11 protein-coding genes and 1 pseudogene are annotated in these 11387 nt (G+C 59.0%); 8 read left to right on the top strand and 4 right to left on the bottom strand.

From position 1 onward, the window contains the following. Together cysM and EPO09_RS04360 are read left to right on the top strand one after the other, a co-directional pair. A partial coding sequence (cysM, locus tag EPO09_RS04365) for a cysteine synthase CysM (RefSeq protein ID WP_290640554.1) occupies positions 1–736 on the top strand: 736 nt, incomplete at its 5' end. A gap of 19 nt (positions 737–755) precedes the next feature. Next, positions 756–995: a sulfurtransferase TusA family protein gene (locus tag EPO09_RS04360; RefSeq protein WP_290640551.1), complete on the top strand. Its 240-nt coding sequence runs from the start codon at positions 756–758 to the stop codon at positions 993–995. Between the two features lie 9 nt (positions 996–1004). On the opposite strand, the gene ruvB is transcribed toward EPO09_RS04360, so the two are convergent. After that, entirely contained in the window at positions 1005–2099 is a 1095-nt protein-coding gene (gene ruvB / locus EPO09_RS04355) for a Holliday junction branch migration DNA helicase RuvB (RefSeq protein WP_290640549.1), read from the bottom strand. Between the two features lie 227 nt (positions 2100–2326). Between ruvB and EPO09_RS04350 the strand changes: the two genes are divergently transcribed. Both EPO09_RS04350 and EPO09_RS04345 read left to right on the top strand, forming a co-directional pair. Continuing rightward, positions 2327–3376, top strand: coding sequence for a porin (locus tag EPO09_RS04350; protein WP_290640547.1), 1050 nt, complete (start codon positions 2327–2329; stop codon positions 3374–3376). A gap of 175 nt (positions 3377–3551) precedes the next feature. Then, the gene (locus EPO09_RS04345) at positions 3552–4823 is read left to right on the top strand and encodes a porin (RefSeq protein ID WP_290640545.1); all 1272 of its coding nucleotides are present in this window, start codon (positions 3552–3554) and stop codon (positions 4821–4823) included. A gap of 79 nt (positions 4824–4902) precedes the next feature. On the opposite strand, the gene lysA is transcribed toward EPO09_RS04345, so the two are convergent. Together lysA and EPO09_RS04335 are read right to left on the bottom strand one after the other, a co-directional pair. Next, positions 4903–6174 carry a diaminopimelate decarboxylase gene (lysA, locus tag EPO09_RS04340; RefSeq protein WP_290640543.1) on the bottom strand — a complete coding sequence of 424 codons (1272 nt, stop codon included), beginning with the start codon at positions 6172–6174 and terminating at the stop codon, positions 4903–4905. Then, the gene (locus EPO09_RS04335; RefSeq protein WP_290640542.1) at positions 6171–6389 is read right to left on the bottom strand and encodes a lipoprotein; all 219 of its coding nucleotides are present in this window, start codon (positions 6387–6389) and stop codon (positions 6171–6173) included. Before EPO09_RS04335 ends, lysA begins: the two co-directional genes overlap by 4 nt. Positions 6390–6412: 23 nt before the next feature. Between EPO09_RS04335 and cyaY the strand changes: the two genes are divergently transcribed. Further along, complete coding sequence (gene cyaY / locus EPO09_RS04330) at positions 6413–6769, top strand: iron donor protein CyaY (RefSeq protein ID WP_290640540.1); 357 nt, start codon at positions 6413–6415, stop codon at positions 6767–6769. Between the two features lie 6 nt (positions 6770–6775). Here the strand turns inward: cyaY and EPO09_RS04325 are convergent, their stop codons facing one another. After that, the gene (locus tag EPO09_RS04325) at positions 6776–9103 is read right to left on the bottom strand and encodes a penicillin-binding protein 1A (protein WP_290640556.1); all 2328 of its coding nucleotides are present in this window, start codon (positions 9101–9103) and stop codon (positions 6776–6778) included. A 317-nt stretch (positions 9104–9420) separates the two neighbouring features. On the opposite strand from EPO09_RS04325, the gene EPO09_RS04320 reads away from it, so the two are divergent. The 3 genes and pseudogenes from EPO09_RS04320 to EPO09_RS04310 all read left to right on the top strand — a co-directional run. Beyond that, entirely contained in the window at positions 9421–10500 is a 1080-nt protein-coding gene (locus EPO09_RS04320) for a pilus assembly protein PilM (protein WP_290640538.1), read from the top strand. Further along, positions 10497–11168: a PilN domain-containing protein gene (locus tag EPO09_RS04315; protein ID WP_290640536.1), complete on the top strand. Its 672-nt coding sequence runs from the start codon at positions 10497–10499 to the stop codon at positions 11166–11168. Before EPO09_RS04320 ends, EPO09_RS04315 begins: the two co-directional genes overlap by 4 nt. Before the next feature lie 4 nt (positions 11169–11172). Then, positions 11173–11387 (top strand): annotated as a pseudogene (locus tag EPO09_RS04310) (pilus assembly protein PilO); the annotation flags it as partial.

The following is an 11387-nucleotide window of genomic DNA, read 5'->3' as shown; positions in this document are numbered from 1 at the left end:
TCGTGCCGAAGAGCGCGGCCAGATCAAACCCGGCGACACGCTCATCGAGGCCACGTCCGGCAACACCGGCATTGCCTTGGCGATGGCGGCGGCCATCCGCGGCTACCGCATGGTCCTCATCATGCCGGAGGACCTCAGCATCGAGCGGGCGCAAACCATGAAGGCTTTCGGCGCCGAACTCATCCTCACGCCCAAGAGCGGCGGCATGGAGTACGCACGCGACCTGGCCGACCAGATGGTGCGCGAAGGCAAGGGCGTCGTGCTTGACCAGTTCGCCAACCCCGACAACCCGGCGGTTCACTACGACACCACCGGCCCCGAGATCTGGGTCGACACACAAGGGCGGATCACGCACTTCGTGAGCGCCATGGGCACCACCGGCACCATCACCGGCGTCTCGCGCTTTCTGAAAGAGCAGAACAGCGAGGTGCGCATCGTCGGTGCCCAGCCTCAGGAAGGCTCCCGCATCCCGGGTATCCGCAAGTGGCCCGAAGCCTACATGCCCAAGATCTACGAGCCCAACCGGGTCGACGAGCTCATCTACGTCAGCCAGACCGATGCCGAGGAAATGGCGCGTCGCCTGGCCCGTGAAGAAGGCCTGTTCTGTGGCATCTCTGCGGCAGGTGCTTGCTGGGCGGCGCTGCAACTGGCGCAGAATCTCAGCCATGCCACGATCGTCTTCATCGTTTGCGACCGGGGCGATCGTTACCTGTCGACGGGTGTCTTCCCCGCCTGACCTTGATACGGACCTTGCCATGGACATCCACAAAGAACTCGACGCCCGCGGCCTGACTTGCCCTTTGCCCATCCTCAAGGCCAAGAAGGCCCTGTCGGACATGCACAGCGGTGAAGTGCTCAAGGTGCTGGCCACCGACCCAGGTTCGGTGCGCGACTTCCAGGCCTTTGCCCGTCAGACCGGCAATGATCTGGTCGATCAGCAAGCGCAGCAAAGCGAAGGCCGCGACGAGTACATCCACTTCCTGCGCCGCCGCTGAGCGACGTGATCAGACCAGCAGGTCTCCGCCTTGCTGGGGCGCCTGCAAGCCCAGGTGCCTGAAAGCTGCCGCCGTGGCAATGCGCCCACGAGGCGTGCGCTGCAAGAAGCCTTGCTGGATCAGATACGGCTCGATCACATCCTCGATCGTTTCCCGCTCTTCGCCGATGGCGGCCGCCAGGTTGTCCAGGCCCACAGGCCCGCCATCGAAGCGATGGATGATGGCTTCCAGCAACTTGCGGTCCATCACGTCGAAGCCCAGCGGATCCACATCCAGCATGGCCAGTGCCTTGTCGGCCATCTCTCTGGTGATGCGGCCCGTACCCTTCACCTCGGCGTAGTCACGCACCCGACGCAGCAGGCGGTTGGCAATACGTGGCGTGCCACGTGAACGACGCGCTACCTCCATCGCGCCTTCCGGGTCTATCGGCGCGCCCAGCAAGCCCGCAGAGCGCGTCACGATGCGCTGCAACTCATCTGCCGTGTAGAACTCCAGCCGCGCCACGATGCCGAAGCGATCGCGCAAGGGGTTGGTCAGCATGCCGGCGCGGGTTGTCGCCCCCACTAGCGTGAACGGTTGCAGATCCAGTTTGATGGAGCGCGCGGCCGGGCCTTCGCCGATCATGATGTCGATCTGATAGTCCTCCAGCGCAGGGTAGAGGATTTCCTCGACCACAGGGCTGAGGCGGTGGATCTCGTCAATGAACAACACATCGTGCCGTTCCAGGTTGGTCAGGATGGCCGCCAGATCCTTGGGCTTTTCCAGCACTGGGCCGGATGTTTGCCGCAAGTTCACGCCCAATTCAGTGGCGATGATGTGACTTAGCGTTGTTTTGCCCAGGCCGGGTGGGCCGAACAGCAGCACGTGATCCAGGGCCTCGCCGCGTTTGCGCGCTGCACCGATGAAGATTTCGAGTTGCTCGCGTGCCTTGGCCTGCCCCACATACTCATCCAGATCCTTCGGGCGCAGGGCGCGTTCGATGGCGTCCTCGTTGGGCGACGACACAGAAGGCTCGACCATGCGAGCGGGCGCATCCACAGGTGCCTTGGCCAATGCGGCCTTGCCTTTGCGGGAAGGGCTGAAATCGTCGGTCTGGATGCTCATGGTCTGATTATCGTTCTCTAAGGGTTGTTGCGTATGGGCAACGCTAATCCTTTTGGATTGGGGTTTATGACAACCCTGACATGACCAAAGTAGCAAAAGTCTGCTGCAATGCCATCTAGTTTCAGCGGGCAGCTGGCGGGCTTCGGTCCGCGAGCAACGCGAGGTGAATACACCCGTGCCCAACACAACAAACCGCTGAGGCCTCTGGTTCAACTTTGGAGAAGTCAATGAAAAAGACTCTGCTGGCTCTGGCTGCCCTGGCTGCCACTTCTGCCTCTTTCGCTCAATCTTCCGTGACCCTGTACGGCGTGATGGACGCCTCGCTGGAAAGCGTCAAGGGCGACAAGACCGTGACCCGCGTTTCGTCGGACAACCTGAGCTCTTCGCGTCTGGGCTTCAAGGGCACCGAAGACATCGGTGGCGGTCTGAAGGCCAACTTCAACCTGGAAACCAACGTCAAGCCTGACACTGGTACCCAAGGTAACGGCCGTTTCTGGGACCGCGCTGCATGGGTTGGTCTGGCTGGTGGTTTCGGCGACGTGCGTCTGGGCCGTATCGACACCCCTATCGGTGACATCGCTGGCAACGTGCTGAGCGCACAAGCCTATGACGACCTGAAGCTGGTTGGTACCCGCGCTGGCAACAACTATCGCCGTGCTGACAACGCCATCACCTACTTCCTGCCTACGATGGTTCCTGGCCTGACTGCTTCGCTGCAGTACACCACCGGCAACGGTACTGTTGGCGCGACCAACGGCGAAGCTGCTAACAGCAATGTTGGCAAGGCTTATGGCCTGAGCGTCAAGTACGCCGCAGGTCCTCTGTCGGCTGGTCTGGGCTACGAGAACATCAAGGACGACAACGGCGTTGCAGCCGATGGCAACCAGAAGGCTAACGCCACCCTGGTGTACGCCGGTTACGACTTCGGCGCTGCCAAGGTCACTGGCTACTACGACGCTGAAACCAACACTGCCAACACCGCCAGCCTGCGTCGCCTGACCGTGCTGGGCGCCAAGGTTGCTGTGCCTTTCACGCCTGAGTTCACGCTGGTTGCCGGCCTGTCCACCGCACGCAACGTGAACGGTTCCGTTGCTGGCGATGACAACGTGCAGATCACCACCATCAAGGGTATCTACAACCTGTCCAAGCGCACTTCCGTGTACGGCATGTTCACCAACGTGAACAACGACACCAATACGCTGGTTGGTCCTCTGGCTCCTACCATTGCTGACAAGACCACCCGCGGCATCGCTGCTGGTATCCGTCACACTTTCTGATATTCATCAGAAATCGTGATTCCAAAAGGGGCTTCGGCCCCTTTTTTCGTTTCTGAATCGCCCATTAATTTGTCGCCAATCGGCGACACATAGAAGAAACCAGGGGGCCCTTTCAAGCCGTTTCAGCAACAATCTGGGATCCCCCCGGTTCAGGGGGTAATCAAGGAGATCAAAGATGCAAAAGACCGTTCTGACCAAAGCAGTTGCGGTTGCTCTGGCTACGTTAGGTGCAAGCGCAGCGTTCGCACAGTCCAGCATGACCATTTACGGCAACGTTGATGCCGCGCTCGACAACGTTCACAAGGCTTCGGGTTCGTCCATCACCGGGGCTGCCGCTGCAGCCAGCACGGTCACTCGCGTCTCGCCTAGCATCTCTTCTCAAAACGCATTGGGTTTCAAGGGCACTGAAGATATCGGTGGTGGTTACAAGGCCTCGTTCATCCTTGAGGGCCAGTTCAATACGGACACCGGTGTTCAAGGTGGTCAGGACACGCGTATGTGGGGGCGTCAGTCCTATGTCGGTCTGGCCACGCCGGTTGGTGAGCTTCGCATTGGCCGTCAATACGCGCCCATTTTTTACGCATTTGCCACCTCGTCAGTAGAGTCCATTGGTGCTGCTGACTTGATGGCTTCGGGCCTTGTGGTCAACAACCTGCAGGTTCGTCAGGACAACCAGATCAGCTACTGGATCAAGGCTGGTGATTTGACGGGTGCGTTGTCCTACTCGCCTAACGGCGGTGTTTCCAACAAGGTGAACGCACTGCGCAATGGAACGGGCGGCAGCTCAACCTCTGGTCAGATTATCGGCGGTGTGTCTGCTGGTGATGAAAACAACACGGGGCGCGGTAAATCTTACGGCTTGTACTTGAACTACGCCGTAGACCCAGCGTTGAGCATCATGGGTGGCTATCACTCCAACAAGTTTGGCGATGCCATCTTGATCTCGACGACCGGAACCACGCTTGCCTCGATGGACAAGTACATCGGCTATACGCTGGGCGGTAAGTACACGGTTCCTGGTATGGGTACCGTGATTGGCACCAATTTCTTGCAGGGGAACTTCACCAATGACCCGGGTTCCATGATTGGCCCTAAGGTGCAGGTTCTCACGTTCGGTGTAAAGCATCCGATCGACCAGTTCGCAGTTGGCGTTGAGGGTGTCTACTCTCGTTTCACCAATTTCACGAAGGGCAAGGATCGTGGCTTGATGTTCGCCGGTGATTACAACCTGTCCAAGCGTACGCGTGTTTATGCGCGTGCGGGTGCCATCAAAGATACCGGCGGCGAGACAGCAGCTACCGATTCCGGCGCAGTGAACGTCATTGGCGGGCCATTGCCCGTGCTGACGACTTTCGGTTCGACCGAAACCCCGTTCTTTGCTGGCGGTAGTGCCAACGTGAACGCGTGGACTCGTGTGTTTGCTGTTGGTGTGCGTCATCAGTTCTGATCAGCAAACGCTGGCCAACAAAAAACCGCCTTCGGGCGGTTTTTTGTTTTGTGCGATTGAGAAGGACGCTGTGGGCCGTTCAAGTCGGCAGCAACTTCTCCAGTTTGAACAGATCTGCAACCGCCTCACGCTCGCGCACCACCCACACCTGTGAGCCATCCACCATCACTTCGGCTGCACGTCCACGGGTGTTGTAATTGCTGGCCATGGTCATGCCATAAGCCCCAGCCGACAGCACGGCCAGCACATCGCCGGCTTGAACGACCAGCTGGCGATCACGGCCCAGCCAATCGCCAGATTCACAAACCGGGCCTACGACGTCCCAGGTCTGCGCAGCGCCCTCTCGCTTCTGCGTGTTGACGATGCCCATATACGCTTCATACAAAGCAGGGCGCATCAAGTCGTTCATCGCAGCATCCACGATGCAGAAGTTCTTCTTCTCACCAGGCTTGAGGAACATCACTTCAGTCAGCAGCACGCCGGCATTTCCGACCAGCGAACGCCCAGGCTCAAACACGAGTTCGCGGTGGCCGTGGCCTCGGGCGTCGATCTTGGTCAGCAATTGAGCGATCAGTTCATCCGCACCGGGTGGCGTTTCATCGGTATAGGTGATGCCCAGGCCGCCACCCAGGTCCATGTGATGGATCTTGACGCCTGCAGCCTCAATGGCCTCGACCAGGTCCAGTACACGGTCAAGCGCATCCAGATACGGTGAGACCTCTGTGATCTGTGAGCCGATGTGGCAATCGATGCCCACCATCTCGATGCCAGGGAGCGACGCCGCGCGCTTGTAGGTTGCGATCGCCTGTTCGTGTGCGACCCCAAACTTGTTGCCCTTGAGGCCCGTCGAGATGTAGGGGTGCGTGCCAGCATCCACGTCCGGATTGACGCGCAGGCTCACGCGTGCGCGCTGGCCCAGTTGGGCAGCCACTTCGGAGAGTACTTCCAGCTCGGCCGTGCTCTCGACATTGAAGCAGCGCACGCCCGTTTCGATGGCCAGTTTCATCTCGGCGCGGGTCTTGCCCACGCCGGAGAAAACGACCTTGCCAGGATCGCCGCCAGCTGCCAGCACGCGAGCCAGTTCACCTGCGGAGACGATGTCAAAGCCGCAGCCGGCTTTGGCGAAGGTCTGTAGCACGGCCAGGTTCGAGTTGGCCTTCACGGCATAGCAGATCAGGTGCGCCCGTCCTGCCAGCGCGCGCTGATAGGGTGCGAGTGCGGCCAGCATGGCTCGACGGGAGTAGACGTACAGCGGGCTCCCATGTTGGCGAACCAGATCGCGCAGCGATACATCGTCCACATACAGGTCGGCGCCTTTGTAGGCCAGATAGGGTGAGCCGGGCAGATTCATTTGGATGGCGTGCTGGAAGAGGGGGATGAGGTTGGGGCGGGGGGGTACAAGGGCCCCTTTTGACCACAAGCCGCAAGATTGGCGCTCACGGCAGAGGTGGCCAGGCAGATGGCGATGGCCCATCTGCGCCGTTGACGTGGGATTTTCTGCTCACAAGGCCCAGCGAGTCGCGCGGGCTTGGCCTTGTTGCCTAGAATTTCGGTGTTCAGAATCATGTCCATATTCTAAGGAAGTCACCATGTCCCTTGCCGATACCCCTTCGGGGTTGACCGATGCCCAGTACAACGCAGCCATTCAGGCGGCTCTGGCGCGCATCGAGGGGGGGGTAGACAAGTGGCTGGAGGATGATGTGATTGACATCGATACGGCCCGGTCTGGCGGCATGTTGACGCTCACTTTGCCTGATCGCAGTCAACTGATCGTCAACGCCCAGCCGCCTTTGCAGGAGCTTTGGCTGGCTGCGCGTCGCGGCGGGTTCCATTTCAAGCTGGACGCTCAAGGGCAATGGCTGGATACGAGGAGTGGCGAAGAGTTCTTCGCCTTGCTGTCCCAGTGTGCCAGTGAGCAGGCTCGCCAGCCAGGCCTGCGCTTTTGACAATCCTTATTCAGGCTTGCCGCCAAACAGATTGAGAATGCCCTTCTTCTCCTCCTCAGTGACGGAGGGGGCGCCATTGGCTGGAGGGGTGTCCGTGTTGTCCGGGCCCAGCTCCTTCACGCCAGTGCCTGATGTGTACTCTTCATAGAACCATTCGCCGCCAACGTTGACCACGCCTTCCGGTGGTGAAGGTTCTTCAATCGGGGCGTTGCGCAGCGCTGTGGTCATGAAATCAATCCACACGGGGAGAGACAGTCCTCCGCCGGTTTCCTTGTCACCCAGTTTGCGTGGTTGATCGTGCCCGATCCACACAACGGCAACGTTGTGGGCCGTATATCCGGCAAACCAGGCGTCCATGGAGTCGTTGGTCGTGCCGGTTTTGCCGTACAGATCTGGGCGCTTGAGCATGGCCTGGGCCTTGGCTGCCGTGCCGGAGCGGGTCACTTCCTGCAGCAGGCTGCTCATGATGAAGGCGTTGCGGGCATCAATGGCACGCATGCTCTCATCGAGTTGCGCGGGGCGGTACTGTGCGAGCGGGTGGCCGCGCGAATCGGTGACCTTCAGTACCAGCATGGGGTTCACGCGATAGCCGCCGTTGGCGAACACGGCATAGGCATCGGTCATCTGCATGGGGGTGACGGACCCTGCGCCCAGTGCCATGGTCAGATAGGCAGGGTGTTTGTCTGCTTCGAAGCCGAATCGGGTGATCCAGTCTTGCGCGTACTTGGCGCCAATCGAGCGCAACACCCGGATCGAGATCATGTTCTTGGATTTGGCCAGCCCGCGACGCAAGGGCATGGGGCCTTCAAATTTGCCGTCGTAGTTCTTGGGCTCCCAGGCCTGGCCACCCGTGGTGCCTGCATCAAAGAACAGCGGCGCATCGTTGACCACCGTGGCAGGCGTAAAGCCTTTTTCCAGTGCAGCCGAGTAGATGAACGGTTTGAAGCTGGAGCCTGGCTGGCGCCACGCCTGCGTGACGTGGTTGAACTTGTTGCGACCGAAATCGAAGCCGCCCACCATGGCGCGAATCAGCCCGGTGCGAGGGTCCATGGAGACGAATGCGCCCTCAACCTCGGGCAACTGCTGGACGTACCACGCTCCCTGTTTATCCTGGTTGATGCGCAAGATGGCGCCCCTGCGAATCTGTTGCTTGGGGTTGGCTTTCTCGGTTAATGCGTTACCGACCGATTTCAGGCCATCTGGCCCAATGTCGATTTGCTCGCCGGATTGCAAGGCGACCACCAGTTTCCGTGGCTCGGCATGCAGCACCACGGCAGCGCGGATGTCCTCGCTGTCGGGGTGTTCTTCCAGCGCCTCAGCGACACGTACGTCCATCTGTTTGGGGTCGGTCGGCAGATCGATATAGGCTTCCGGACCACGCCATGATTGGCGGCGGTCGAAGTCGAGCAGGCCTTTGCGCAGCGCCTTGTAGGCTGCGGTCTGCTCGGTCATGTTGATCGAGGTGTAGACGTTGAGCCCGCGTGTATAGGCCTCGTCGCCGTATTGCTCGTGCATCAGCGATCTGGCTGCTTCCGCGACGTATTCCGCGTGAACGGGAATGGGTGCTTTGGTGCGGTAATGCAGTTGCTCGCCTTTGGCTTCATCGCGCTGCTTGCCGTTGATGAAACCGTTTTCGTACATGCGATCAATGATGTACTGCTGGCGAATCGTGGCTCGCTTGGGGTTGCGTACCGGGTTGTAGGCCGAGGGGGCCTTGGGCAGGCCAGCCAGCATGGCGGCTTCGGCCACCGTGATGTCCTTGATGGGTTTGTTGAAATACGTGTCGCAAGCAGCAGCAAAGCCGTAGGCCCTTTGCCCCAAGTAGATCTGGTTCATGTAGAGCTCCAGAATCTGGTCCTTGCTAAGCAGGCTTTCGATCTTCAGCGCCAGAAGGATCTCGTAAATCTTGCGGGTGAAGGTTTTTTCTGTCGGTAGATAAAAATTACGCGCGACCTGCATCGTGATGGTGGATGCACCCTGGCTGCGAGACTCGCCGAAGTTGGCCAGCCCTGCGCGCAGCACGCCCACGTAATCGACGCCACCATGTTTGTAGAAACGGGCGTCTTCGATGGCCAGTACGGCCTCTCGCATGACTTTTGGAATTTCCGCAATCGGCAGGAAATTGCGTTTCTCCTCGCCAAATTCACCAATCAAAACCTGATCGGCCGAAAAAACCCTCAACGGCATTTTGGGTTGATAGTCGGCCAAACCCCGAACTTCCGGCAAATTGGGGTAGGCCACGGCTAAACCAATCCCGGCCAGAAGCAGTCCGCTCAACACGCCAGCCAGCCCCAGCCCAGCCAGCACGAGCAGGGGCTTGACGATCCACAGCATCCACCAGGCTTGCGAGCGTGACGAGGCCGAAGGGCCAGAACGGGGTTGCTTGTTTTGTTGATCGGTATCGCTCATGAGGACTTGCCGTAGAAGGTCTGCCGATTATAGAAACCCTTGGAGTGGTCCTTCGTACACCAGCCGTATCGGATGATTTGATCGCAATTTGTTGGTTTTGCAACCGCTTGTAAGGCGTGTGCATCTCGCAACGAGGTTGGGATTTATCCTGCTTTATTGGGTTTCATTGTGAAAAACTTTACTGATAGCATTGAAGTGGTTTATTAACTTTCCAGCACCAGTCATGGTGCGTGGGGGACGGTGTGAGCTTTCTTGACACGCTCTTGGGCCGCAAGCATCCGCCAATGATCGGACTGGACATCAGTTCATCGAGCGTGAAGCTGGTCGAGCTGAGCCAGACGGCGTCTGGCGAATTTATTCTGGATCGGTTTGCATCCGAGCCCTTTGAGAAGGGCTGGATCGCTGATGGACAGATCGAAAAATTTGATGAAGTGGCGGAAGCCGTTCGCAAGGTCGTCAACAAGAGCGGCACGCGGACCAAGCATGTCGCCATGGCCATGCCTCAGTCGGCAGTGATCACCAAGAAGATCATGCTGCCTGCTGGCCTGCGCGAAGAAGAAATGGAAATGCAGGTTGAAGCCGAGGCCAACCAGTACATCCCGTTTTCGCTTGACGAAGTCAGTCTGGATTTCTGCGTGGTGGGTCCGAGCACAACGTCAGCTGGCGATGTGGAAGTGTTGATCGCGGCCTCTCGCAAGGATCGTGTGCAGGATCGTCAAGGCCTGGCTGAAGCCGGGGGCCTGAAGCCTGCCATCCTGGATATCGAGTCATATGCGTCGCGTCTGGCCATGCAGCGCCTGATCGGCGCTTTGCCCGGCGAGGGCAAGGACGCGCTGGTCGCGCTGTTCGAAATTGGTGCCGAGAACACCAGCTTGAAGGTGTTGCGCGATGACGAGTTGCTCTATGACCGTGACCAGGCTTTTGGTGGCGCTCAATTGACGCAACTGATTTCCCGTCAGTACGGTTTTTCTTTCGAGGAAGCCGAGTTGAAAAAGTTGTCGGGTGATTTGCCCGAGGACTTCCAGAACGCGATTCTTGGGCCGTTTGTCGATAGCCTGTCGCAGGAAATTGGTCGTGCCTTGCAGTATTTCTTTACCAGCACACCGCACCACAAAGTGCATTACGTGATGTTGGCTGGCGGTACGGCAACCTTGCCTGGTCTGAAGGACCGTGTCACTGAATTGACTGGATTTGCCTCCATGGTCGTCAACCCCTTTGAGGGCATGAAACTGGGGTCGGCTGTGCGGGAAAGCAAGCTGCGTCGAGAGGCTCCGGCTTACCTCACTGCCTGTGGCCTGGCCATGCGGAGGTTTCTCGCATGATTTTGATCAACCTGTTGCCTCACCGTGAGGAAAAACGGCGGCTGCGCAAGCAGGCCTTCTTTGTGGGCCTGGGCCTGTCTGTTCTGGCTGGTGGCGTGATCGTCGCCATGTGGTACGCCGTGCAATTGCGCATGATGGCCACGCAGCAGACGCGTAACGAAATCCTGACCAGCGCCATCCACAAACTGGACGACGAAATCAAGGACGTGTCTGCGCTGAAGGCCGAGATCGATTCGCTCAAGGCACGCCAGCGTGCTGTGGAAGATTTGCAGACCGATCGCAACATGCCTGTCTACCTGCTCAACGAGCTGGTGTCGCAAACGCCTGAGGGTCTCTACCTGACCGCCATCCACCAGAATGGCCAGACGGTGACCGTGGCGGGCTTTGCCCAGACCAACGAGCGTGTGTCAGAGTTCCTGCGCAATACGAACAATAAGTCCACCTGGCTGGAACACCCAGAGCTGATTGAAATCAAGGCGGCGACCTCCAACGGCAAGGATGCGCGCGATAACAAGCGTCTGTTTGACTTTGCGATGCGAGTCAGTCTCAAGCGGCCGGGGGATGTGTCAAGTGCTGCCAGTGGCGCTTCCGCACCGGCGCCTGCTGCGGAGGCCTCAGCCGCCGCAAAGAAGGCCCCTGTGAAGCCTCCCAAGAAGTCTGGAGCCTGACGCCATGGCCAATCCGAATATCAACATTGATCTGAACGCGTGGTTCGAAGATGCGCAGGAGCAGTTCCGTGGGCTCAACCCGAATGAGCCTGGCCAATGGCCCATTCTGCCCAAGCTGCTGAGTTTCCTGGCGACTGCCATTGTCGTAGTGGGGTTGGGCTGGGTGGGCGTGCTCTCTGCGCAAAGTGATGAACTCCAGGTTGAGCGCGACAAGGAGCC

The organism is Aquabacterium sp., from assembly GCF_004297345.1.
GTDB lineage: Bacteria > Pseudomonadota > Gammaproteobacteria > Burkholderiales > Burkholderiaceae_C > Aquabacterium.
The sequence above is the reverse complement of the archived record's forward strand: the minus strand, read 5'-3'. Positions and strand labels throughout refer to the sequence as shown.